This is a genomic window from Mesorhizobium subarcticum, assembly GCF_055456085.1.
Genome location: NZ_CM144237.1, coordinates 4,640,919 through 4,665,574, shown reverse-complemented (window position 1 = coordinate 4,665,574; position 24,656 = coordinate 4,640,919). Strand labels below are relative to the sequence as shown.

The window sequence follows — 24,656 nt, the reverse complement described above, 5'->3', positions numbered from 1 at the left end:
GGGTACTCTGCGTCCCGGCGGTTCTGAATCTTTGGCTGGCGGACCGGTTGCCGAACTTTCGTCGGCTGCATCCGGCGGTGGAGTTGGAATATCGACCTCAGGCAAGCGCGCCAACTTCGATTTGGCGATCGTCGACGAGTTTGTCTACAAGGCCGGCCCGGCCTTGACGCTGCTGATCCCGCTGGTTCTAACGCCGGTCTGTGCGCCCTCGCTACTCGAAGGGCCGGTGCCGCTGGGATCGCCCGCCGATCTGGTCAATCACCACCTGATCCATGAATGCGAGACCATGAGATGGAAGCGCTGGCTGGAACAGGAAGGTGTTCTGGACACGACGCCGAAATCCAGCACGACCCTGGATGACTGCACGCTGATCATGCGCGAGGCGATCAATGGCGCTGGAATTGCGCTTGCCGACACGATGATGGCGCAGGATTTTCTGCAGCAAGGCAAACTTGTCGCCCCATTTCAGGCGCGCCACACCTACCCGGCCGGCATTTATCTGCACCAGCGCCGCAGCATCGGCAACAAGCCGGGCACCGGCCTGTTCCAGGATTGGCTGTTGTCCGAAGTCGAGGACCACAAGCGGGTGATGGCTATCGCATAGCCAGAAGTACGGTTGCCGAATTCAAATCACCTGACCGGTGGGTTCAGCGGCGATCCACCATTGCGGCGCCTCGATAATCGCGGTTCGCATTGAATATCTTTAAGGCCAAAGCCAGCAAATGGATTGCTTGTCGGTTCCCCTGCGTCAGGCTTACCTTGCGGGGCCAGCGCGTGAGGGCGCGCGGGCACTCAAGGGGAGGACATTGCAATGACGATACAAGGCGCATCGCCTGATCTCTACAACGAGGATCTGGCTCCGGCCAAGGTTCGAAACTGGGGGCCATTCTCGATCTTCAACGTCTGGACGTCGGACGTCCACAGCCTGTGGGGCTATTATCTCGCCGCCAGCCTGTTTCTGTTCTGCGGCGGCTTCGTCAATTTCATCATCGCCATCGGCATCGGTTCGCTGATCATCTATGCGCTGATGAACATGGTCGGCTATGCCGGCGTGAAGACCGGCGTGCCCTACCCCGTGCTCGCCCGCGCCTCCTTCGGCATCTGGGGCGCCAACATACCGGCCCTGGTGCGCGCCATCGTCGCCTGCTTCTGGTACGGCGCGCAAACGGCAGCAGCTTCTGGTGCGATCGTGGCGCTGCTGATCCGCTCGCAATGGTTCGCCGATTTCAATGCCAACACTCATTTCCTCGGCCATTCCGGCCTGGAAGTGATCTGCTTCGTCGTCATCTGGGCGCTGCAATTGCTGATCATCCAGCGCGGCATGGAGACCGTGCGCCGCTTCCAGGACTGGGCGGGGCCGACAGTCTGGGTGATGATGCTGATCCTGGCGGTCTATCTCTGCGTCAAATCCGGAACCTTCGCCTTCACCAGCGACATCCCGATGGATGTGCTCCTGGAAAAGACCAAGGATGCCGGCGTGCCGGGCACGCCGGGCTCGTGGACGGCACTGTTTGCAGTGGCCGCCATCTGGGTGACCTACTTCTCGGCGCTCTACCTCAACTTCTGCGATTTCGCCCGCTATGCGCCCGACCAGGCGTCGCTGCGCAAAGGCAACATCTGGGGTCTGCCGGTCAACCTGATCTTGTTTTCGCTGGTCGCCGGCGTCACCACCATTGCCGCCTATGACGTCTACCACGAAGTGCTGCTACACCCCGACCAGATCTCGGCCAAGTTCGACAGCTGGTTCCTGGCCGCACTGGCCGCCCTGACCTTCGCGGTTGCCACCCTTGGCATCAACGTCGTCGCCAACTTCGTCTCGCCGGCCTTCGACTTCTCCAATGTCTTTCCCAGGCAGATCGATTTCAAGAAGGGCGGTTACATCGCCGCCGTCATCGCCCTGGTGCTCTATCCCTTCGCACCATGGGAAGGCGGTGCCGCGCATTTCGTCAACATCATCGGCGCGACGATGGGACCGATCTTCGGTGTGATGATGGTCGACTACTATCTGATCCGCAAAAGCGAGGTCGACGTCGAGGCGCTGTATCGCGAGGACGGCGAGTTCCGCTTCCAGGGCGGCTGGCACGTCAATGCCTTCATCGCCGCCGGCATCGGCGCGGTCTTCTCATCGATCCTGCCCAACTTCACCAATTGGCTGCCCGAGTGGTGGGGTGTCTATGGCTGGTTCTTCGGCGTCGCCATCGCCGGCATCATCTACTACGTGCTGCGCACCGCTGCCGCGGGCGCTGGTGTAAAGACTGCTAAGGCCTGAAGATGAGGGAGTAGGCAGTAGGGGCTAGGGATACAGACTGCTTCCCTACTGCCTACTGCCTACTGCCTACTGCCTACTGCCTACTGCCTACTGCCTACCGCCTATCCGCCAACCATCTCGGCCAGCTTGCGGACCGTGTTCCAGTTGCGCGCGGTGCCGATGCCGAGACGCTTGTGGTTCATCGCCGCGAGCAGCCGTGAACTCGGCCTCTCGCGCGAAAAGACGACCCAGATGTCGCCGTCGACTGAAAACACCTTTTCGTCCTCGGCCGCATAGGCCTGGAGCCCGGCGACGACATCGGCGGGCGCAGGGTTGCGCATCACCCGCACCGCCACTTGGTCGCCCGCTGCGGCTGAGTCGACCGGGAATGGATTGCCGGCGGCAAGCCTCAGCCAATCTTCGGCGCCGCGAACGACGATGACGACATGGCGGCCGAACGTCTTTTCGAAGGCTGTTTCCAACTGCCGTTCCAGCTTGCCGACGTCGGTCGCTAGCGCTTCGAAGACCAGATTGCCGGTTGCGACCAGCGTGCGCGGGTTTTTCAGTCCGAGGCTTTCGGCCATCGCCTTGAGATCGGCCATGACCAGCCTGCGCCCTTCGCCAAGGATGATGCTGTAGAGCAGCGCGACATAGGTCTGCATGGTAGCAGCGCGGCCGCCTTACACCAGCCGCGACTGTTCAACCGCCGCCTCGATGAAGCTGGCGAACAGCGGATGCGGATCGAGCGGCCGGCTCTTCAGTTCCGGATGGTACTGGACTCCGATGAACCAGGGATGGTCGGGATATTCGACCGTTTCCGGGAGGACGCCGTCAGGCGACATGCCGGCAAACACTAGACCGCACTGCTCAAGCCGCTCCTTGTAGTCGATATTGACCTCGTAGCGGTGGCGGTGGCGTTCGGAAATCTGAGTGTCGCCGTAGATGTCGGCGATCTTGGAGCCCTTGGCGAGTTCGGCCTGATAGGCACCGAGCCGCATCGTGCCGCCGAGATCGCCGGTTTCCCGACGCTTTTCCAGCATGTTGCCTTTCAGCCATTCGGTCATCAGGCCGACGACCGGCTCCTGGGTTGGGCCGAACTCGGTCGAAGACGCATGCTCGACACCGGCCAGCGAGCGCGCTGCCTCGATGCAAGCCATCTGCATGCCGAAGCAGATGCCGAAATACGGCACCTTGCGCTCACGCGCGAACTTTGCCGCCAGGATCTTGCCCTCGGAGCCACGCTCGCCAAAGCCGCCGGGAACCAGGATGCCATGCACCTTTTCCAGCCATGGCGTTGGATCTTCCTTTTCGAAGATTTCCAATTCGATCCAGTCGAGCTTGACCTTGACGTGGTTGGCGAGCCCGCCATGCGAAAGCGCCTCGATCAGCGATTTATAGGCGTCCTTGAGGCCGGTGTATTTGCCGACGATGGCAATGGTCACCTCGCCTTCCGGATTGTGGATGCGGTTGGACACCGCTTGCCAGGGCTCCATGCGCGGCTTCGGCGCCGGATCGATGCCGAAGGCGGCCAGCACTTCCGAATCAAGCCCTTCCTTGTGGTAGGCCATCGGCACGTCATAGATGTGCGGCACGTCGAGCGCCTGGATGACGGCGCTTTCCCGGACATTGCAGAACAGCGACAGTTTGCGGCGCTCTTCCTTGGGGATGGCCCGGTCAGCGCGGACCAGCAGGATGTCGGGAGCGATGCCGATGCCACGCAATTCCTTGACGGAATGCTGGGTCGGCTTGGTTTTCAGTTCACCCGCCGTCGGGATGTAGGGCATCAAAGTGAGATGCACATAGACGGCATTGTTGCGCGGCAGATCATTGCCAAGCTGGCGGATAGCCTCGAGGAACGGCATCGCCTCGATGTCGCCAACCGTGCCGCCGATCTCGCAGAGCACGAAATCATAGTCGTCATTGCCGTTGAGGACGAAATTCTTGATCTCGTCGGTGACGTGCGGAATGACCTGCACGGTGGCGCCGAGATAGTCGCCGCGCCGCTCGCGCTCGATGATGTTCTTGTAGATGCGGCCGGTGGTGATGTTGTCCTGTTGATTGGCCGAGCGGCCGGTGAAGCGCTCGTAGTGGCCAAGATCGAGATCGGTTTCGGCACCATCATCGGTGACGAACACCTCGCCATGCTGGTACGGCGACATCGTGCCGGGATCGACGTTGAGGTAAGGATCGAGTTTTTTGATGCGTGCGCGATAGCCTCGCGCCTGCAGGAGAGCCCCAAGGGCCGCTGCGGCAATGCCTTTTCCAAGTGAGGAAACCACGCCGCCTGTGATGAATACATATCGCGCCATGGGAGTCATCGCTTAACGCGGCCGGATTGATTCCGCCAGAGAAAAAACCACCGCGAAGGCTTTTTCCCAAGAAGGCGCGATGCCCCTGAGGGCAAGTCAAAACAAAAGGGCCGGCTGAGCCGGCCCTTTCGGCAGCATGATTGAAACGTCAGATGATAACGACTTTGGTGCCGACCCTGACGCGGCTGTAGAGATCCATGACGTGCTCGTTCATCATGCGGAAGCAGCCATTGGAGGCGCTGGTTCCGATCGACTGCGGCGCGATGGTGCCGTGGATACGCAGATGCGTGTCCTTCTTGCCGTCATAGAGGTAGATGGCGCGGGCGCCGAGCGGGTTCTGGCCGCCACCGGGCATGCCGTCCTTGAACCGGCCATAGTGGCTGGGCTCGCGCTTTTGCATGTCGAGCGTCGGGATCCAGCGCGGCCACTCCTGCTTGTCGCCGACGGCGACAGTGCCTTTGAACTGCAAGCCTTCGCGGCCGACCGCGATGGCATAGCGGCGGGCCGTCGTCGACAATTCGACGAGGTAGAGGCGGCGGGCGCTGGTGTCGATGACGATCGTGCCGGCATCGTAGCCGGTGAACTCCACGTCCTGCGGCACGAATTCCGGCTTCACCTTGAACGGCTTCCTGGCGTCTTTCTTGGCAAGAGCCTGGTCGAGGGCACGCGTCTCGGGGAGATATGAAATCGAGGAAGATGAGGACGTGCCGCCGAACAGGCCAGCGAACAGGCCGCCGCTTGGCTGATTCTGGCCGACGACCTCGCTGCGCAGCTCGCCATTGTTGCCGGTCAAGGCGACATTCATCGCCTCGGCCGGGATCGGCTCGGCCGACTGGATTGGCGCAATCGGTTCAACCGGCGCGATGACCTTGGTGGTCTTCTTGGCCGGCTTGGCGTCGGCCACTTCGGTTGCCTGTGCTTTCTGGCCCTTGCTGGCCAGGAACGCCTGCCGGTCCGCTTCGGCCTTGGCCTTGGCAGCTTCACGCATCGCCAGCTTCCTGGCTTCAAGCGCCTTGGCCTTGGCGTCTTCCTTGTCGGCAACGATCTTGGCTTCGATCTTCTTGATCTGGGCGAGATCGTCCGGTGTCGGGTTTTTCTTCCTCTTGAGAAGCTTCAACTGCGTCGCATCGCTCTTGACTGCGACGTTGATGGCGTCGGTTTTTTCTAGCGAAACCGACTGTTGCGCGGCCATGTTTGCCGGCATTCCGGCGAAGGCCGGGGAATTCAGGCCGAATGCGGCGCAAAGTCCCAGGAAAATGAAGCTGCGAAGCTGCATGGCGAAGATCCGATCGTTCAATGCTTGTTGCCCACGGCGTCGCCCGGCATCCCCCAAGGACACCGAAAATGCCGCGTGCAATCTATAGTCGAATAAGGGCGGGTGCCTCAAGCGCGAGACCGCGCTGTTACCCGTCGAATCTTCGTGATCGAGCAGCATTTGCCGCGACTGTGTTCAAACGATCACAGATCGCGGCTTTGGAAATGGTGAGGTTACTTGTTCGGAACCTGGGGGGCCGCCGGCGCGGTGTTGGTCGTGCCGTTGCTTGCCGGAGGTGTCGAGCCGGCCGCGGGAGCGGTGGCCGGAGCCGTTGCCGGAGTCTTCGCCGCGGCATCGTTGCCGGACGGCGGCGTCGGCGTGGTGGTGCCGGCCGGTGCCGGGGTGGTGGTGCCGGGCAATTGGTTGAGCACGCCCTTGCCGGCGCCGTCCGACGTCGCGGGAACGCGGTCGAGAATGTCGATCGGCTTCTCGCCGTAGCGAGCGATGACCGACAAGGTCAGCGATGTCACGAAGAAGGCGGCCGCCAGGATCGCCGTTGCGCGCGTCAGTGCATTAGCCGCACCACGCGCCGTCATGAAGCCCGATCCGCCACCAATGCCAAGGCCGCCGCCTTCGGAGCGTTGCAGCAGCACCACGCCGACAAGGGCGAGCACGACCATGAGATGGATGACGATCAGTACGGTTTGCATAGTTTATCCTGGCAAGGCCTTGCCCGGCCGCGGACACGACCGGTGAATTGGAGGCGGCTCAATACAATGCTTTCACGGCATTTCCAAGCCCGTGGCCGGAATATGGGAAGCAACGCACTCTTTGCAACGAATTTGGACGGGATGAGAGCCGTCCAGCATCGCGGATCTCAGCCTGCAATGCTGCGATAGGCTTCCGCGATACCCAGGAAATCAGCCGCTTTCAGGCTGGCGCCGCCGACCAGCGCGCCATCGACATTCCTGACGCCCAGCAGCTCCACCGCGTTGGACGGCTTGACCGAGCCGCCATAGAGAATGCGCATTTTGGCAGCGATGGCGCCGAGTTTTTCCGACAGCTGTTCGCGGATATGCGCATGCGCTTCGGCCACATCGGCTGCCGTCGGCGTCAACCCGGTGCCGATCGCCCATACCGGCTCATAAGCAATGACGGTGTTGGATGGCGTGGCACTTGGCGGCACCGAGCCTGCGACATGGCGCGACAGCACGTCCAGCGTAGCGCCCGCTTCGCGCTGCTGCTGCGTCTCGCCGATGCAAATGATCGCTACGAGCCCGGCGCGCCATGCGGCGGTGGCCTTGGCCTGGACCGTCGCATCGTCCTCGCCGCGTTGTTCGCGGCATTCGGAATGGCCGACAATGACATGGCTCGCGCCCGCGTCCTTCAGCATCTCCGCCGATATGCAGCCGGTGTAGGCGCCGCTCTCCTTGGTGTGGCAGTCCTCGCCGCCGGCGTGGACCGGCGTTCGCGACAGAATCTCCGCGGCATGGGAAAGCAGCGTCGCCGGAACGCAGACCAGCGCTTCGGTCTCCGCATCGAGCCCGCTCATGAACCCGTTGCCGATCATCCTGAGCTCGTTGAGCGAGGCGCTGGTGCCGTTCATTTTCCAGTTGCCGGCGACAAGCGGGCGAATTCCTGGCGTCATGGTCTGCTTCTCCGGGCAATATCAGGCTCTGGCCCTCACTACCAAAATCAGGCCACAAAGCAATCGACAGTAGGCCGGAAGGGCGCTATTGCGCTTGTTTCAGAACTCGGCGCATGCGAAAATGCGCATAAATCGGAAGTAACCATGCTTGGTATATTGAGAAGCGCGGCGGGTACCTGGGTCGCGAAGACATTGCTTTCGCTGCTGGTGGTCAGTTTTGCCGCCTGGGGCATCTCCGGGAAGTTGATGGGCGGCTTTGCCGGCCACGATTCGGTGATATCAGCGGGTGGCACCAAGGTATCGATCAACGAATATCGCCTTGCCTATGATCGCCAGCTCGCCGTCATGTCGCAGCAGTTCGGTCAGCGCCTCACTCACGAACAGGCAAAGGCACTTGGCATCGACAACACGGTGCTGGCGCAGCTCGTTTCCGGTGCTGTTCTCGACGAACAGGCGCGCAAGCTGGGCCTCGGCCTGTCCAAGGACCGGCTGGCCGAACTGACGCGTGAGGATCCGGCGTTCAAGGGCCCGAGTGGCCAGTTCGACAGGAAAACATTCGAATACATGCTGCGCCAGGTCGGCATGCGGCCTGAGGACTACCTGAAGAACCGAGCCCAGGTGGCGGTGCGCCAGCAGATCGTCGAGGCGGTCTCCGACGGCCTCAAGACGCCGGACACATTCTTCAAGGCGGTGGCGCTTTATCGGGGCGAGGACCGCACCATCGACTATCTGGCATTGCCGAAGACGCTCGTCCAGCCGATCGAGGCACCGAGCGACAGCATTCTGTCGGCCTATTTCGAGGCCAACAAGAAAACCTACGCCGCGCCCGAATACCGCAAATTCTCCTATGTCCGCCTCGAGCCGGCGGACATCGCGGATACAACCGCGGTTACCGACCAACAGGTCAGCGACGACTACAACAAGAACAAGGCGCGCTACACGACGCCCGAAATGCGCACCATCGAGCAACTTGTTTTCAAGACGCCGGATGCGGCCAAGGCCGCGCTCGATTCGCTCAAGGCCGGCGCTACTTTCGAAAAGCTGGTGACCGCCGAGGGCAAGACCCCGGCCGACACGCTGCTTGGCACACTCGCCAGGGACAAGATCGCTGACAAGGCGGTCGCCGATGCCGCCTTCGCGCTCAACGCCAACGAAGTCAGCCAGGTCGTTCAGGGCTCCTTCGGCCCGGTGCTGCTGCGCGTCACCGAGATCAAGCCCGCGGTGGTGAAGCCGCTCACTGAGGTCTCCGACCAGATCAAGAAGGACTTGGCGCTGGGCGAGGCAAGCCGCATCCTTTTGGATGTGCACGACAGCTACGAAGACACCCGTGCCTCCGGCGCTTCACTGGCAGCCGCTGCCGCCAAGCTGAAGCTGAAGGACGTCACCATCGACGCCATCGATCGCAGTGGCCTCCGGCCGGACGGCTCCATCGTCAAGGACCTGCCGGAATCGCCGGATTTGATCAAGGCCGTGTTTGACGCCGAACCCAACACCGAAAACGAAGCGCTGACCACGTCCGACAATGGTTTCGTCTTCTATGAGGTTGGTTCGATCACGGCGGCTCGCGACCGGACACTGGATGAAGTCCGTCAGAAAGTCGTCGCCGACTGGACGGCGGCAGAGACGACCAAGCGGCTCGCCGTCAAGGCGGGCGAACTCGAAAAGCGGCTGAAGGCAGGCACGACGCTCGACGTCATCGCCGGCGAGCTCAAGCTGGACAAACAGACCAAGCGCGGCCTGAAGCGCGAGGCCGACGATGCCGATTTCGGCAAGGAGGGCGCTGCCGTAATGTTCGGCGTCGGCGAAGGCGGCACCGGCTTGATCCCCTCGCCCACCGGCGACGGACAGATCCTGTTCAAGGTCGCCGAAGTCTTCGAACCCGCCGGGGCCGATGCCAGTTCGGTGCCGGAGGATGCGCAGAAATCCTTCACTTCCGGCATGTCGGACGATTTGCTCGACCAATTGGTGGCGCAGTTGCAGACGCAGTACGACGTCCGCATCGACCAGGCCGCAGTTGCCCAAGCCTCGACACGATGAGCGCGCTGAAAACCCACATCGCCAAGGTTGCGGGCGGCACCGCGCTTTCCTTCGAGGAAGCGCGCGAGGCCTTCGACATCATCATGTCTGGCGATGCGACCCCCGGCAGATCGGCGGCTTCCTGATGGCGCTGCGCGTGCGCGGTGAAACGGTGAGCGAGATTTCGGGCGCTGTCGCCACGATGCGGGCCAAGATGCTTCGCGTCGAGGCGCCCGCCGGCGCGATCGATATCGTCGGCACCGGCGGCGACAATTCCCACAGCGTCAACATTTCGACGGCATCGGCGTTCGTCATCGCCGGCAGTGGCGTTCCAGTCGCCAAGCACGGCAATCGCGGCCTGTCCTCGCTGACCGGTGCCGCAGACGTCCTGATCGCCCTTGGGCTCAAGATTGATATCTCACCGGAAACGATCAGCGGCTGCATCCGGGAGACCGGTCTCGGCTTCATGTTCGCCCCCGCGCACCATCCGGCGATGAAGCATGTCGGCCCGACCCGCGTCGAGCTCGGCACCCGAACCATTTTCAACCTGCTCGGGCCGCTCTCCAATCCGGCGGGCGTAAGGCGGCAGATGGTTGGTGTATTCCTGCCGGAATGGATCCTGCCGATCGCTGAGACATTGAAGGCGCTGGGCACAGAGCATGCCTGGGTCGTTCATGGCGACGGCTATGACGAAATCACCACCACCGGCGAGACGCAGGTGGCAGAACTGATCGGCGGCGAAATCCGCAGCTTCACGCTGACCCCGGAAGAGGTCGGGCTGAAGCGTCACACCAAGGACGAGCTGCGCGGCGGTGACGCCGCCTACAATGCCAAGGCATTGCGCGATATGCTGGGTGGCGCTGCCGGCGCCTATCGCGACACCGTGCTGATGAATGCCGGCGCGGGGCTGGTTATCGCGGGCAAGGCAACGACGCTTGGCGACGGCATCGCACTCGCCGCGCAGGCCATCGACAGCGGCCGTGCACTGCATGTGCTCGACCATCTGGTCGAAATTTCGAACGGGTGAACCGTGTCTGACATTCTGCGCAAGATCGAGGCCTACAAGCGCGACGAGATCGCTGCCGCCAAGGCACGCATACCGATGGCCGAGATCAAGGCGCGGGCCAAGGATGCCGATGCACCACGCGGCTTTCTCGCGGCACTTGAGGCGAAACGCAGGTCGGGCAACTTCGCCCTGATCGCCGAAATCAAGAAGGCTAGCCCCTCCAAAGGGTTGATCCGGGCCGACTTCGATCCGCCGGCATTGGCTCAAGCCTATGAGGCAGGCGGCGCCGCCTGTCTTTCGGTGTTGACCGATGCGCCGTCCTTCCAAGGCGCCCCGGAATTCCTCACCAAGGCACGGGCAGCCGTCACCCTGCCCGCGCTGCGCAAGGATTTCCTATTCGATCCCTACCAAGTCTATGAGGCTCGCGCCTGGGGCGCTGATGCCATCCTGATCATCATGGCCAGCGTCGACGACGCCTTGGCGAGCGAATTGGAAGCGACCGCATTCGAACTCGGCATGGATGCGCTGATCGAGGTGCATGACGAGGGCGAGACGCTGCGCGCGGTAAAACTCTCGTCGCAGCTGATCGGCATCAACAACCGCAATCTGAGAACGTTCGAAACCAGCCTCAAAACCTCGGAGCGGCTGGCACCGATGGTGCCGGGCGGCCGCCTGCTGGTCAGCGAGAGCGGTATTTTCACGCATGACGACTGCCTCAGAATGCAGAACAGCGGCATCGTCACCTTCCTTGTCGGCGAGAGCCTGATGCGGCAAGAGGACGTCACCGCGGCGACGCGCCTGCTTTTGACGGGCAAGGCCGTGGCTGAGGCCGTCTGAGGATGTCGCCCGCCCTCACCCATCTCGGCGCGCAGGGCGAGGCCAACATGGTCGATGTCGGCGACAAGGAAGAAACGACGCGAACCGCGATCGCCGAGGGCTTCGTTTCGATGCAGCCCGAGACGCTGAAGACCATTCTTGCCGGCAACGCCAAGAAGGGTGATGTGCTCGGCACCGCGCGCATCGCCGGCATCATGGCGGCGAAGAAGGCGCATGAGCTGATCCCGCTCTGCCATCCGCTGCTCCTGACCAAGGTTTCCGTCGACATCGAGCCTGATCATTCGCTGCCGGGCCTTAAGGTCACCGCGTTGGCGCGCGTCACCGGCAAGACCGGCGTCGAGATGGAAGCGCTGACCGCAGCGTCGGTCGCCTGCCTGACCATTTACGACATGGCCAAGGCGGTGGACCGCGCCATGGTCATCTCCGGCATCCGGCTGGTCGAAAAGACCGGCGGCAAGTCGGGCGACTACAAGGCTGGTGCCTGATGGCGCTGGTTCCGGTCGCGGAAGCACTCGAACGCCTGCTGGACGGTGCAGCACCTCTGGCCGGTGAAAGCGTTTCTCTCTTCGAGGCGGTCGATCGCGTATTGGCGGAGCCTGTCGTGGCGCTGCGCACCCAGCCGCCCTTCAATGCTTCGGCCATGGACGGCTATGCCACCCGCGCAGCCGATGTCGCGTCGGCGCCGTCGCGACTTTCGGTGATCGGCATGGCTCCAGCCGGGCGTGGCTTTGACGGCGTTGTCGGCGAGCTCCAGGCGGTGCGCATCTTCACCGGCGCACCGCTGCCTGAAGGCGCCGACACCATCGTCATCCAGGAAAACGTCCGGGATCTCGGCGACGGCCATATCGAAGTGACCGAACCGACGGCGGAGTGGCGCAACATCCGCCGCATCGGTCTCGACTTTTCCAAAGGCGACGTCTTGCTGGAGAAAGGCCGCTTGCTCGACCCGGCGGCGCTTTCATTGGCGGCATCGGCCAACCATCCCGCGGTCACCGTGGTCAGGCGGCCGCTGGTCGCCATCATCGCCACCGGCGACGAGTTGCTGCCGCCGGGCAGCGAGCTCGGGCCGGACCAGATCATCTCGTCCAACGCTTATGGCGTCGCCGCTGCCGCGCAATCGGTCGGCGCTCGCGCACTCGATCTCGGCATCGCCGCCGACCGCAAGGACGCCATCGCCGCACTGGTCAGGAAAGCGGTCGCGGCCGGTGCGGATGTCATCGTCACGCTTGGCGGCGCCTCGGTCGGCGACCACGATCTCATCCACGACGTGCTGACCGGCGAAGGCATGACGCTCGGCTTCTGGAAGATCGCCATGCGCCCCGGCAAGCCGCTGATGTTCGGCCGCCTCGGCGATATCAGGTGCATCGGCCTGCCCGGTAACCCGGTGGCCAGCCTGGTCTGCTCGCAATTGTTCATGAAGCCGCTCCTGGCAAGGCTCGGCGGCCGCAATCATCGCCAGGACATCCGTCCGGCACTGCTGGGCGCTGCAATGCCGGCCAATGATCTGCGCCAGGATTATGTGCGGGCGGTGGTCAGGGAAGACGATGGTGGGCTGGTGGCGACGCCGTTCAGCATCCAGGATTCCTCGATGCTGCGGATGCTAGCCGACGCCAACGGGTTGATCGTGCGGGCACCGTTTGCCTCCGCATCCGCGACCGGAGACCCTTGCAAGGTCCTGATGTTGCGCTAAAGTAGCGCTAGACAACCAACTGATAGAATTACGGAAAATGATCTCTTCTATTCCGAGATCAAGGTCCGCGTCAGCGCATGTGCCGGATCGGCAAGCCCGTCCACAATGTCGTAATGATGCCGGTCGGGTTCGACGATCGCACTGGTGGTGGCGCCAAGGCCGGTCCAGATGTTGGCCAGCAACGCATTCTGGCGCAGGAACTCGGAACGCTCACCGCCTCCCGCCCAGCAGGTGATGCGGGTACCTGCCAGGGGCCGCAGCAGCGCCGGGCTTTCCGCAAGGGCTTCGGCCTCATCGATTGCCAGCGCCGCATTATGCCCGATGAACATAAGTGGCCGCAGGTCATGCAGGCCTGAAATCGAGACGACGTGGCGTATGCGCCTTGCCACATCGGCCGCCAGAGGTGTGGTCATGGTGACCATCCGACTGGCGAGATGTCCGCCGGCTGAGTGTCCTGTCAGCATCAGCGGCCCCCCGACCATCGCCGCCGCCGTGCCGATCACCGCGCCGATTTCGCGGACAATACCGGCGATGCGTATGTCCGGGCACAGCGTGTAGGACGGCATTGCCACGGCAAAGCCGTTGCCGACCGCGCCCTTGGCGAGGTGCGACCAGTCGCTCTTGTCGGACTCCAGCCAGTAACCGCCATGGATGAACACGACGAGCCCCTTGGGCGCGGCATCGGGCAAGAAAAGATCGAACCGATTGCGCGGCCGGTCGCCATAGGCGATGTCGATGCGCGCCCGGCCCTGCGCCGACAGTGCGTCACGGAAGGCTTGCGCCGGTTCCGCCCACGCGGCCGGCCAACGGTTGCTGCCGGCGATATTCGCGCCATTGGCGTAGGCATTGTTCCAATCGGCAATGCGATGTCCAGGCATCGGCACCCTCCCCAAAGCGCATCCGTTTCAGCACCGGCAATGGCCGTCACCATGCCATGCCTCAACGCTCCAGGCAAAAACATTTTAGGCTTGAAACAAATTTCGACTGGTGCGATCCTGCCTGACGAACAGCCGACAATGGGAGGTCAGCTGTGCTGTCCAAAACTGCGGATCGCCACCTTTTTTGTCGGTGGCGTCGTCGAACACTGGCTGCACGAAGCCTCTCGCGAAAGATGGGAACTTCAGATCCACCGCCTCGGACAGATGCTTCGCGCACTGCCCAGGCAGCAGATGGGATGGCGGCGACATGCTTGGGCCTTCAGCGCATATCGACACGTTCACGCGCGATCATCTGCCGCCGCCGGATCAATGGCCTGATATCCTGCTCGACGGCTTCGACTATCCCGAACGCCTCAATGCCGGCGTCGAACTGACCGACAGGCTGGTCGAGAAGGGGCTCGGCGACCACACCGCGCTGATCGGCAATGGCCGCCGCCGCACCTACAAGGAATTGTCCGACTGGACGAACAGGCTGGCCCATGCGCTGGTCGAGAATTACGGCGTCAAGCCGGGCAACCGGGTGCTGATCCGCTCCGCCAACAACCCCGCAATGGTCGCCTGCTGGCTGGCCGCCACCAAGGTCGGCGCCGTGGTCGTCAACACCATGCCGATGCTGCGCGCCGGCGAACTCACCAAGATCGTCGACAAGGCGGAGATCAGCATTGCGCTTTGCGACACCAGGCTGATGGACGAGATGACCGCCTGTGCCAAGGACAGCGCGTTCCTCAAGCAGGTCATCGGCTTCGACGGCACCGCCAACCATGATGCCGAGCTCGACCGCGCCGCCCTCGACAAATCGGTCACCTTCACCGCCGTCAACACCGGCCGCGACGATGTCGCCCTGCTCGGCTTCACCTCGGGCACAACGGGCGTGCCGAAGGCGACGATGCATTTCCACCGTGACCTTCTGATCATCGCCGACGCCTACGCCCGCGAGATCCTCCAGGTGACGCCAGACGACATCTTCGTCGGCTCGCCGCCGCTCGCCTTCACCTTCGGCCTTGGCGGGCTCGCCATCTTTCCGCTGCGCTTCGGTGCCGCGGCAACGCTGCTGGAGCAGGCGACGCCGCCCAACATGATCCAGATCATCGAGACCTACAAAGCGACCATCTCCTTCACCGCACCGACCGCCTATCGCGCCATGCTGAAGGCCATGGACGAAGGCGCTGATTTGTCATCGCTGCGCGTTGCCGTTTCGGCGGGCGAAACATTGCCGGGTCCTGTCTTTGAAGAGTGGACTGAGAAGACTGGCAAGCCGATCCTCGACGGCATCGGCGCCACCGAAATGCTGCACATCTTCATCTCCAACCGCTTTGACGACATGAAGCCTGCTTCCACCGGCAAACCGGTCGGCGGCTACGAGGCGCGCATCGTCGACGATGCGATGCGCGAGGTGCCGCGTGGCGAGACAGGACGGCTGGCGGTACGCGGCCCGACCGGCTGCCGCTACATGGCCGACGACAGGCAGAAGGAGTATGTGCGCGACGGCTGGAACCTCACCGGCGACACGTTTACCCAGGACGAGGACGGCTTTTTCCACTTCGCCGCGCGTTCCGACGACATGATCGTCAGCGCCGGCTACAACATTGCCGGCCCCGAAGTCGAGGCAGCACTCCTGTCGCATCCCGATGTTGCCGAATGCGCTGTCATCGGTGCCAAGGATGCCGAACGTGGGGAGATTGTCGAGGCACACATCGTGCTGGTGCAAGGCGTTTCGCCCGACGCGCTGACCATCAAGCGCCTGCAGGACCACGTCAAGGCAACGATTGCGCCCTACAAATATCCGCGCTCGGTCAAATTCATCGCCGCCCTGCCCAAGACCCAGACCGGCAAGATTCAGCGCTTCCGGCTGCGCACGGAGAAAATCAATTGAGCGAGCCCTACGATCCGGCGTCCGAAGGCGCGCAGATGTCGTTCCAGGAGCGCATGTCCTACAGCGACTATCTGCATCTGGAAAAAGTGCTGGAGGCGCAGACGCCGCTGTCTTCGGCGCATGACGAAATGCTGTTCATCATCCAGCACCAGACCTCCGAACTCTGGATGAAGCTCGCTTTGCACGAGATCGGTGCCGCGATTCGCTCCATCCGCGCCGATCGGCTCGAGCCGAGCTTCAAGATGCTGTCGCGCGTCGCCCGCATTTTCGAGCAGCTGAACAATGCTTGGGACGTGCTGCGGACGATGACTCCCAGCGAATACACCGAATTCCGCGACGCGCTCGGCCAATCCTCCGGCTTCCAGTCATGGCAGTATCGCGCCATCGAATTCATGGCCGGCAACCGCAACCTAGCGATGCTCGGACCCCACAAGCACCGGCCGGACCTGAGCCAGAAGCTGGAGTCGATCCTGGCCGAGCCATCGCTCTACGACGAAGCGCTGCTGCTTCTGGCGCGCAACGGGTTCGACATCGGCGTCGACGCCAAGCGCACGGACTGGCGCGAAACCCGCACCGAGAATGAGGCGGTGATGGTCGCCTGGCAGACCGTTTACCGCGATCCGCAGCGCTATTGGATGTTTTATGAACTGGCCGAGAAGCTGGTCGATTTCGAGGACTATTTCCGTCGCTGGCGCTTCAACCACGTCACCACGGTCGAACGCATCATCGGCCTGAAGCGTGGCACCGGCGGCACATCAGGCGCGTCGTACCTGAAGAAAATGCTCGAGGTCGTGCTGTTTCCGGAACTGTGGACGGTCCGCACCCGGCTTTGACATAATCGATAGAGAACAGCCGCACTGGGCGAACGTCGTCGTGGCCGGGACCCGTCGCAAACAACCAAGGAATGACTGACCATGAGTGGAGTTCCTGATCTCGCTGCAATCGAAGCAATGGATGCCGCCGATCCGCTGCGTGCGATGCGCGATCGTTTCATTCTGCCCGATGGGGTGATCTATCTCGACGGCAATTCGCTCGGGCCGGCCTCCTCCGCCGTGTTCGGTGAACTGCAGAAAGCGGCAACCCAGGAATGGGCCCAGGATCTCATCCGAGCCTGGAACACAGCCGGATGGTTCGAGATGCCTCTGGAACTCGGCGATCAACTTGGACGCCTGATAGGAGCCGCCGCCGGCCAGACCGTGGTCTGCGACACGACGTCGATCAACATCTACAAGGTGCTGCATGCGGCGCTGAACATGCGGCCAGGCCGACCGGTTATCGTCGCCGAGGGCGACAGTTTTCCCACCGACCTGTACATCGCCGAAGGGGTCGCCTCGACCCGAGAGGGCATCGTACTGCGGCTCGCTGGCGTCGACGCGCCGACCATCGAAGAGCTGATCGACGAAAGCGTAGCTGTGGTGCTGGTCAATCACGTCAACTACAAATCGGGTGAATTGCGCGACATGGCGGCGCTGACGCGCAAGGCTCATGCAGCCGGAGCGCTGATCATATGGGATTTATGCCACACGGCAGGCGCTCTACCCGTCGAACTCGACCATGCGAATGCCGATTTCGCCATCGGCTGCACGTATAAATATCTCAACGGCGGTCCGGGCGCGCCGGCCTTCATCTACGCCGCGCAACGTCATCACGGCGACATCAGCCAACCACTCAGCGGCTGGTGGGGGCATGCCCGCCCCTTTGCGTTTGAACGCGGTTACGTCGCAGGAACCGGCATTCGCCGCTTTCTCTGCGGCACGCAGCCCGTCCTGTCGATGCGGGCGCTCAAGGGTGCGCTCGCCATCTGGGACGATGTCGACATGGCTGCGTTGCGAAAGAAGAGCGTCGCGCTGACCGAACTGTTCATCCAACTCGTCGAAGCAAAGTGCGGGGCCTATGGTCTCACGCTGGAAACCATCCGCGACCGGACCAAGCGTGGCAGCCAAGTGTCGTTCCTTCACGATCACGGCTATCAGGTCATGCGTGCCTTGATCGAGCGCGGTGTGATCGGTGACTTTCGCGCGCCGTCCACCATCCGCTTCGGGTTTACGCCGCTCTACGTCGCCTACAAGGATGTGTGGCTGGCGGTTGAGGTCCTACAAGAGATTTTGCACACCGGTGCCTGGAAGGCCCCGCGTTTCGCTGTCAAGGAGTCCGTCACCTGAAGCGACGATCTCAGCGATCGGCTGTCACCGGCGGTATAACGAGCAGCGAATTTCCAGCTCACAAATGGATCGCCTCTTGGTCGAGGAGCTAGTGGTCGTGAACAAGCCCGAGGTTGGCGTTTTGGCTTCGTTTCGTTCACGGCAAACGAGCGCTCTCAAAACTGGAAATGCTTGGCATGGAACTCTGTGGCCGACTGATGCCAAGCCAAGCCGCCGGATAGGCCACAAGCCATTAACCAAAACGATTTCAATGGTTGCCAACATGCGGCGACAGAGTTGACGCGTCGGTCGTTGCCGCAGCCGTATGCCAAATAATTTCAGACGCCTTAACAAATTCACTAAACTTTAAACGGTTGCAGAACACAACTGGAACAGATAGTGTTTGTTCTGGGTTTGTTTTTCGATTCTGGTTCAGACCCTTCGTTCAATGCCTTGGGGGCCGCCATGCTGACGCGCAAGCAACATGAACTTTTGATGTTCATCCATGAACGGCTGAAGGAAAGCGGTATCCCGCCGTCCTTCGACGAGATGAAGGAGGCGCTCGATCTCGCCTCCAAGTCAGGCATCCATCGTCTGATCACGGCACTGGAGGAACGCGGTTTTATCAGGCGGCTGCCCAACCGGGCACGCGCGCTGGAGGTGCTGCGGCTGCCGGATTCAATCGCGCCGGGTCTCAACGCTGCCAAGAAGTTCTCGCCAAGCGTCATCCAGGGCAGTCTTGGTCAGGGCGGCCTTGGCCGCCAGCTCAAGCCTGCAACACCATCGCGCCTGCCTGCTGCCGGCAATGATGACGACGTGGTTTCGGCGGTGTCGATCCCTGTGATGGGGCGTATCGCCGCCGGCGTGCCGATCGATGCCATTCAGCATCAGACGCATTCGATCTCGGTGCCGCCGGACATGATCATGGGTGGCGAACATTATGCGCTGGAGGTCAAGGGCGACTCGATGATCGAGGCCGGCATCTTCGACGGTGACACCGTCATCATCCGCAATGCCGATACCGCCCAGCCTGGCGAGATCATCGTGGCGCTGGTGGATGAGGAGGAAGCGACGCTGAAGCGGTTCCGCCGCAAGGGCGCCTCGATTGCGCTTGAAGCCGCCAATCCGGCCTATGAGACGCGCATCTTCGGGCCCGACAGGGTGAAGGTGCAAGGCAAGCTCGTCGGACTGATCAGGCGCTACTGAAGCGGCGGCGGTTTAACGGCTGGCTTTTCGGGTTTCTTGTAAGGTGGCAGACCCCTCGCCTCATGTGAGAATTTGCGTTGCGCGTGCCAGGGTCGGTACGGACTGTCCACGGCGAAGCTGACGATTGCCGGCGTGACCGCCGATTGGTTGTCGAAGAAGACGGCCGCACTGCCTTTGCGAGCAAGTTGCCGCTTGGTGATGACGAGAACCAGCGGGTTGTGACAGGAATCATAGCCCGTTGCGTCATTGACAACGATCAAATCGGCGAAGCCGCAGGCTTTCCAGGTGTCCTTGCGGTCTTCGACATAAGCAATGATCGCACCGGACGTGTGCTTGGCCACACAGACGCCGTCAGTGCAATAGAACGGCACTCCTGGCGGCAGTTCTGTAGCGTCCGCGATCTCGAATTGTCCGTCACCTCTGGTGAAGGTTTCCGGCACGACGATGGCTTCGGATCGCAACGCGCGTTTCCAATTGTCGACCATGAATTCGTTTGGACGCGCGCGGCTAACAGCGAGTTCGCCGCCTCCGATCGGCATTGCAACCAGCCTGGCGTCCTCCGAGATCAACACATCCGGTGTTCGCGTATCCGGGATGGTCAGCACACTGGCGAGAACGAAGGGAACCGCCGCCAGCCGAAGCCATGTCGTCGCCGTGGTCGCGATAACCAGGGCAATCGTCACCAGCAAGACGGACTGTTGGGAAATCAGGCCAACCCCATCGACTGGAGAGCGATCCGATATCCACGCCGATATGGCGATCATTGCGGTCAGGCCTTTGCCCATCAGATAAAGCGCAGGCCAATCCAGCCCAAATGGCATCAAGAGCGCGCTGGCCACGGCCAGAAACATCACGACCGATACAATCGGCATGATCGCCAAATTGGCGACCAGGCTGAGCGGCGACACGCGCTGGAAATGCCAGATGGCAAACAGCGCTGTGGCACTCCCGGCTATGATGGAGGTCATGGCCAATCCGCCTGTCGCCAGCAGAAATTTTCGCGCTAGGAAACCGGGCAAGGATCGCTTTGGGGGCGGTGGTCTGGACTTTCCCGCACGGTGATCCGCCCAGCCAGCATATGCGCCGACAAGTGCGGCCGTCGCTGCAAAGGACATCTGAAAACTTGGGCCGACCACCTCATGCGGCGACACCACAATGACGGCGATCGCCGAGATGGCCAGATTGCGCATGGTCAGCGCTGCCCGATCGAACAGCACTGCAATCAGCATCACCGCCAGCATGATGAAGCTACGCTCGGCAGCAACGACGACGCCCGAAATGACGAGATAGGCAGCGATCGAGACCAGCGCTGCGGTGGCCGCGTATTTTTTCACCGGCCGGCGCGCGGAAAAATCTGGAAACAGCGCGAAGGCGCCGCGCAACAGACCCATGATTGTGCCGGCGACCAGCGCCATGTGCAGACCCGAAATGGAGATGATGTGATAAATGCCGGTGCGCCGCATCGCTTCGTTGATTTCATCGGGAATGCCGGCACGCACGCCGACGATCAGCGCCGCCGCGATCTCGCCTTCGGCGCCGCTGACCGTGCCCCTGATATGATCGGCGATGGCTTCACGGGCATTTTCTATTCCTGAGGAAAGACGGGCCGAGATCGGCATGTCATCGTCGCTGGCCGACACAACTTTTGGATTGCCTAGAAAGAAGCCGCTGCCGCCGATGCCAGCGAAATAGCTGTCGAAGGAAAAGTCGTAGCTCTCCGGCCGCACCGGACCAGTTGGCGGCAACAGTTTGGCATAGCCGGTGATGAGTGAGCCGGCGGTCATCTCTGGCGGTATCTTGCGCGCCGAAAGCCGTACCCTTTCCGGCACGTAGCGCAGTTTCGGCCGGGCGGTCGCTGTCACGTCGATGGTCAGTCGGATGCGGCCAGTTTCCATTTGCTCGAGCGAGACCACACGCCCGGTCAGTTGTGTCGAGATTTCCGAACCCAGCATCTGCGTTCCGACCCGCCATGTCTCGACCTTGCCTGCGAGCAAACCCAGAGCGCACAGCAGCGCCGCCATGAAGCACAGATGGGTTTTCGGCCAGGAACGCGAGACAAGCGCACATATCCCCGTCAGCACGACGACCGCGATGAGCCTTGGGAAATCAGGCTCTGCGGCCAGCGAAAAATAGGCGATCGCCCCAACCGCCAGGCAGACCGGCACCAGCAGGAAGGCGATGCCCCGGTCAAGCTCCAACTCCGCCGCCTTGGCCACGCTATGGCGCAGGCGCGGCAATGAAGCTTGGCCAAGTTGCCGACGGACCAGCGCAATCCTGCCGTTAGCGGGCGAAACTGGCGCTGGAATATCCGCCTGCAAGGGTTGATTGCCAGCACCTGGAATGACAGGTGATGGCGACGGCGAGGTCGGCAAAGGCATCGCAAACAGGGACCGCTCGCTGACGCCGACACTGGCGTCCTCGCCCTGATCCAAGCCCCGGCCTCTTCCCGCCATCGGGTCTGCCCCTTGCACCCCTGACGCCCTATGCTACATGAACGCGCAACGCGCGAAAGTCCGTGCACCAGCACCCCGTTTAAGATGGTTTCCGAGAGTTCCATGCCCGACAAGGTCGTCACCCGTTTTGCCCCCTCGCCCACCGGCTACCTGCACATCGGTGGCGCGCGCACGGCGCTGTTCAATTGGCTGTTCGCAAAGCACACCGGCGGCACGATGGTGCTGCGCATCGAGGATACAGATCGCGAACGCTTCAACGAGGCGGCTACCCAGGCCATTCTGGATGGGCTGACCTGGCTTGGGCTTTCCTGGGACGGCGAGGCCATATCGCAGTTCGAGCGCGCACCGCGCCACCGTGAGGTGGCAGAGGAACTCGTGCGCATGGGCAAGGCCTATTACAGCTACGAGACGCCAGCCGAGCTCGAGGCGATGCGTGAGGCTGCCCGGGCCAAGGGCCTGCCGCCGCGCTACAACGGCCAGTGGCGCGATCGCGACCCGTCCGAGGCACCGGCCGGCGTCAAGGGCGCGATCCGCATCAAGGCGCCGACCGAGGGCGAGACGGTCGTGCACGACCGCGTCCAGGGCGAGGTGCGCTTCCCTAACAAGGATCTCGACGATTTCATCATCCTGCGCTCGGACGGCAACCCGACCTACATGCATGCCGTCGTCGTCGACGATCACGACATGGGTGTCACGCACATCATCCGTGGCGACGACCACCTGACCAATGCCGCCCGCCAGACCGTGATCTACAACGCCATGGGCTGGGACGTGCCGTCGATGTCGCACATCCCGCTGATCCACGGTGCCGATGGGGCGAAACTGTCGAAGCGGCATGGCGCGCTCGGCGTCGAGGCCTATCGCGCCATGGGCTATCTGCCGGAGGCGTTGCTCAACTACCTGGCGCGCCTGGGCTGGAGCCATGGCGACGACGAGATCATGTCGATCAAGGACATGATCTCCTGGTTCGACATCGGCGACGTCAACAAGGGCGCGGCCCGCTTCGACTTCGCCAAGCTGGAGGCGATCAACGGCGCGCATATGCGCAAGATGGCCGACGCCGAGCTGTTCGACATCTTCATCGCCACCTTGCCCTATCTCGAGGGCGGTCCGGCAATGGCCGCGCGTCTTGACGATCGCAACAAGGCGCAGCTTCTGGCAGCTCTTCCGGGCCTGAAGGAGCGCGCCAAGACACTGGTCGAGCTCGTCGACGGCGCTGCCTTCCTGTTTGCCACGCGGCCGCTGCCGATCGACGACAAGGCAACCCTCCTGCTCAATGACGATGCCCGCAAGATCCTGCGTGGCGCTCACGAAGCTTTGAACGCGCTTTCAGGTGACTGGACGGCTGCCGCGGCCGAGGCTGCGATCCGCGAGGTTGCACTGGCTGGCGGCCACAAGCTCGGTGCCGTGGCCCAACCTTTACGGGCCGCGCTGACCGGCAAGAGCACCTCGCCGGGTGTGTTCGACGTGCTTGCCGTGCTCGGGCGCGAGGAGAGCCTGGCGCGCATAGCGGATCAAATCGATTAGGAGCAAACTGGCCCAAGAAGATTGGCATTGAAAGGCGCGTTTCGCAGTGCAACATTAGGCCTTGGCCCAATCTGGCACGCACCTCCTGAAATGCGGTGGCGAATACGCGCATTGCGGTGATTTCGACGTGTCGCTCTGCAGAATTTGCCCTTGCCGGCATGAGGAAACAAGAAGGAGTTTGCAATGACCGAAGCTGCGAAAAAACTGGATGTGGGCGGCCAAGAGGCTACGGCAACGCTTGAGTTCGCCGGCAAGAACTCACGAGTTCAAGGTGCGAAGCGGCTCCGTCGGCCCCGACGTCATCGACATTGCCTCGCTCTACAGCACGACCGGCGCCTTCACCTACGATCCCGGCTTCACCTCGACCGCAAGCTGCGAGTCCGAAATCACCTTCATCGACGGCGATGCTGGTATTCTTCTCCATCGCGGCTACCCGATCGACCAGTTGGCCGAGCACGGCGACTTCCTCGAAGTCTGCTATCTCCTGCTCTATGGCGAATTGCCGACCAAGGCGCAGAAGGACGATTTCGACTACCGCGTGACGCGCCACACCATGGTGCACGAGCAGATGTCGCGTTTCTTCACCGGCTTCCGCCGCGACGCGCACCCGATGGCGGTGATGTGCGGCGTGGTCGGCGCGCTGTCGGCCTTCTATCACGACTCCACCGACATCTCCGATCCCTACCAGCGCATGGTCGCTTCCATGCGGCTGATCGCCAAGATGCCGACGATCGCCGCCATGGCCTACAAATACCACATCGGCCAGCCCTTCATTTACCCGAAGAACGAGCTGAACTTCGCCGCCAACTTCCTGCATATGTGCTTCGCCGTGCCGTGCGAGGAGTACAAGATCAACCCGGTGCTGGCGCGCGCCATGGAACGCATCTTCATCCTGCACGCCGATCACGAGCAGAACGCCTCAACCTCGACGGTTCGTCTTGCCGGCTCGTCGGGCGCCAACCCGTTCGCTTGCATCGCGGCCGGCATTGCTTGCCTGTGGGGCCCGGCCCATGGTGGCGCCAATGAAGCGGCACTGAACATGCTGGGCGAGATCGGTCATGTCGATCACATTCCGGAGTTCATCGCCCGTGCCAAGGACAAGAACGACCCGTTCCGGCTGATGGGCTTCGGTCACCGCGTCTACAAGAACTATGATCCGCGTGCGAAAATCATGCAGAAGACCGCGCATGAGGTTCTGGGCGAGCTCGGCATCAAGGACGACCCGCTGCTCGACATCGCCATGGAACTGGAAAAGATCGCGCTGACCGATCCCTACTTCATCGAGAAGAAGCTCTACCCGAACGTCGACTTCTACTCCGGCATCACGCTGAAGGCGCTGGGCTTCCCCACCACCATGTTCACCGTGCTGTTCGCGGTCGCGCGCACCGTCGGCTGGATCGCGCAGTGGAAGGAAATGATCGAGGATCCGCGCCAGAAGATCGGCCGCCCGCGCCAACTCTACACCGGCGCGCCGGAGCGTGACTACGTTCCGATCGCCAAGCGCTGATC

At 62.3% G+C, this 24,656-nt stretch carries 19 protein-coding genes and 2 pseudogenes; 13 read left to right on the top strand and 8 right to left on the bottom strand.

Going from position 1 to position 24,656, the window contains the following annotated elements:
• Nucleotides 1-31 precede the first annotated feature (31 nt).
• Nucleotides 32-604 carry a LysR substrate-binding domain-containing protein gene (locus ACZYHG_RS22665; RefSeq protein WP_464610462.1) on the top strand — a complete coding sequence of 191 codons (573 nt, stop codon included), beginning with the start codon at nucleotides 32-34 and terminating at the stop codon, nucleotides 602-604.
• 207 nt (nucleotides 605-811) lie between these two features.
• Nucleotides 812-2,269, top strand: a complete 1,458-nt coding sequence (locus ACZYHG_RS22660; RefSeq protein ID WP_464610461.1) for an NCS1 family nucleobase:cation symporter-1 — start codon at nucleotides 812-814, stop codon at nucleotides 2,267-2,269.
• A gap of 101 nt (nucleotides 2,270-2,370) precedes the next feature.
• Here ACZYHG_RS22660 and ACZYHG_RS22655 read toward each other — a convergent pair whose 3' ends face one another.
• From ACZYHG_RS22655 to tpiA, 5 genes are all read right to left on the bottom strand, one after another.
• Nucleotides 2,371-2,910, bottom strand: a complete 540-nt coding sequence (locus ACZYHG_RS22655) for a DUF1697 domain-containing protein (protein ID WP_464610460.1) — start codon at nucleotides 2,908-2,910, stop codon at nucleotides 2,371-2,373.
• Nucleotides 2,911-2,928: 18 nt separating this feature from the next.
• Nucleotides 2,929-4,566 carry a CTP synthase gene (locus ACZYHG_RS22650; RefSeq protein WP_464610459.1) on the bottom strand — a complete coding sequence of 546 codons (1,638 nt, stop codon included), beginning with the start codon at nucleotides 4,564-4,566 and terminating at the stop codon, nucleotides 2,929-2,931.
• 139 nt (nucleotides 4,567-4,705) lie between these two features.
• Nucleotides 4,706-5,833 (bottom strand): L,D-transpeptidase, encoded by a 1,128-nt coding sequence (locus ACZYHG_RS22645; RefSeq protein ID WP_464610458.1) that lies wholly within the window; start codon nucleotides 5,831-5,833, stop codon nucleotides 4,706-4,708.
• A gap of 212 nt (nucleotides 5,834-6,045) precedes the next feature.
• Nucleotides 6,046-6,522: a preprotein translocase subunit SecG gene (gene secG / locus ACZYHG_RS22640; RefSeq protein ID WP_464610457.1), complete on the bottom strand. Its 477-nt coding sequence runs from the start codon at nucleotides 6,520-6,522 to the stop codon at nucleotides 6,046-6,048.
• Nucleotides 6,523-6,689: 167 nt separating this feature from the next.
• Nucleotides 6,690-7,460, bottom strand: a complete 771-nt coding sequence (gene tpiA, locus ACZYHG_RS22635; RefSeq protein ID WP_464610456.1) for a triose-phosphate isomerase — start codon at nucleotides 7,458-7,460, stop codon at nucleotides 6,690-6,692.
• Nucleotides 7,461-7,604: 144 nt separating this feature from the next.
• On the opposite strand from tpiA, the gene ACZYHG_RS22630 reads away from it, so the two are divergent.
• The 5 genes and pseudogenes from ACZYHG_RS22630 (at nucleotide 7,605) to ACZYHG_RS22610 (ending at nucleotide 13,009) form a co-directional block, all read left to right on the top strand.
• Nucleotides 7,605-9,497: a peptidylprolyl isomerase gene (locus tag ACZYHG_RS22630; protein WP_464610455.1), complete on the top strand. Its 1,893-nt coding sequence runs from the start codon at nucleotides 7,605-7,607 to the stop codon at nucleotides 9,495-9,497.
• Nucleotides 9,494-10,503: pseudogene (trpD, locus tag ACZYHG_RS22625) on the top strand (anthranilate phosphoribosyltransferase). Before ACZYHG_RS22630 ends, trpD begins: the two are co-directional and overlap by 4 nt.
• Nucleotides 10,504-10,506: 3 nt before the next feature.
• A complete protein-coding gene (gene trpC, locus ACZYHG_RS22620; RefSeq protein ID WP_464610454.1) occupies nucleotides 10,507-11,319 on the top strand; it encodes an indole-3-glycerol phosphate synthase TrpC in 813 nt (270 codons plus the stop codon).
• A gap of 2 nt (nucleotides 11,320-11,321) precedes the next feature.
• Complete coding sequence (gene moaC, locus ACZYHG_RS22615; protein WP_464610453.1) at nucleotides 11,322-11,804, top strand: cyclic pyranopterin monophosphate synthase MoaC; 483 nt, start codon at nucleotides 11,322-11,324, stop codon at nucleotides 11,802-11,804.
• A complete protein-coding gene (locus tag ACZYHG_RS22610) occupies nucleotides 11,804-13,009 on the top strand; it encodes a molybdopterin molybdotransferase MoeA (protein ID WP_464610452.1) in 1,206 nt (401 codons plus the stop codon). Before moaC ends, ACZYHG_RS22610 begins: the two co-directional genes overlap by 1 nt.
• Before the next feature lie 47 nt (nucleotides 13,010-13,056).
• On the opposite strand, the gene ACZYHG_RS22605 is transcribed toward ACZYHG_RS22610, so the two are convergent.
• Nucleotides 13,057-13,887: an alpha/beta hydrolase gene (locus ACZYHG_RS22605; RefSeq protein ID WP_464610451.1), complete on the bottom strand. Its 831-nt coding sequence runs from the start codon at nucleotides 13,885-13,887 to the stop codon at nucleotides 13,057-13,059.
• Between the two features lie 84 nt (nucleotides 13,888-13,971).
• Nucleotides 13,972-14,196, bottom strand: coding sequence for a hypothetical protein (locus ACZYHG_RS22600; RefSeq protein ID WP_464610450.1), 225 nt, complete (start codon nucleotides 14,194-14,196; stop codon nucleotides 13,972-13,974).
• Between ACZYHG_RS22600 and ACZYHG_RS22595 the strand changes: the two genes are divergently transcribed.
• From ACZYHG_RS22595 to lexA, 4 genes are all read left to right on the top strand, one after another.
• Nucleotides 14,195-15,820 carry an AMP-binding protein gene (locus ACZYHG_RS22595; protein WP_464610449.1) on the top strand — a complete coding sequence of 542 codons (1,626 nt, stop codon included), beginning with the start codon at nucleotides 14,195-14,197 and terminating at the stop codon, nucleotides 15,818-15,820. The two genes, ACZYHG_RS22600 and ACZYHG_RS22595, sit on opposite strands and share 2 nt — an antisense overlap.
• Nucleotides 15,817-16,653, top strand: a complete 837-nt coding sequence (gene kynA, locus ACZYHG_RS22590) for a tryptophan 2,3-dioxygenase (protein ID WP_464610448.1) — start codon at nucleotides 15,817-15,819, stop codon at nucleotides 16,651-16,653. The genes ACZYHG_RS22595 and kynA overlap by 4 nt, the downstream gene beginning before the upstream one ends.
• 81 nt (nucleotides 16,654-16,734) lie before the next feature.
• The gene (gene kynU, locus ACZYHG_RS22585) at nucleotides 16,735-17,982 is read left to right on the top strand and encodes a kynureninase (protein ID WP_464610447.1); all 1,248 of its coding nucleotides are present in this window, start codon (nucleotides 16,735-16,737) and stop codon (nucleotides 17,980-17,982) included.
• A gap of 444 nt (nucleotides 17,983-18,426) precedes the next feature.
• A complete protein-coding gene (gene lexA, locus ACZYHG_RS22580; protein ID WP_027029021.1) occupies nucleotides 18,427-19,167 on the top strand; it encodes a transcriptional repressor LexA in 741 nt (246 codons plus the stop codon).
• On the opposite strand, the gene ACZYHG_RS22575 is transcribed toward lexA, so the two are convergent.
• Nucleotides 19,161-21,620 (bottom strand): ComEC/Rec2 family competence protein, encoded by a 2,460-nt coding sequence (locus ACZYHG_RS22575; RefSeq protein WP_464610446.1) that lies wholly within the window; start codon nucleotides 21,618-21,620, stop codon nucleotides 19,161-19,163. The two genes, lexA and ACZYHG_RS22575, sit on opposite strands and share 7 nt — an antisense overlap.
• 102 nt (nucleotides 21,621-21,722) lie before the next feature.
• Between ACZYHG_RS22575 and gltX the strand changes: the two genes are divergently transcribed.
• A complete protein-coding gene (gene gltX, locus ACZYHG_RS22570) occupies nucleotides 21,723-23,147 on the top strand; it encodes a glutamate--tRNA ligase (protein ID WP_464610445.1) in 1,425 nt (474 codons plus the stop codon).
• A 183-nt stretch (nucleotides 23,148-23,330) separates the two neighbouring features.
• Nucleotides 23,331-24,654, top strand: a pseudogene (gltA, locus tag ACZYHG_RS22565) (citrate synthase).
• Nucleotides 24,655-24,656 lie beyond the last annotated feature (2 nt).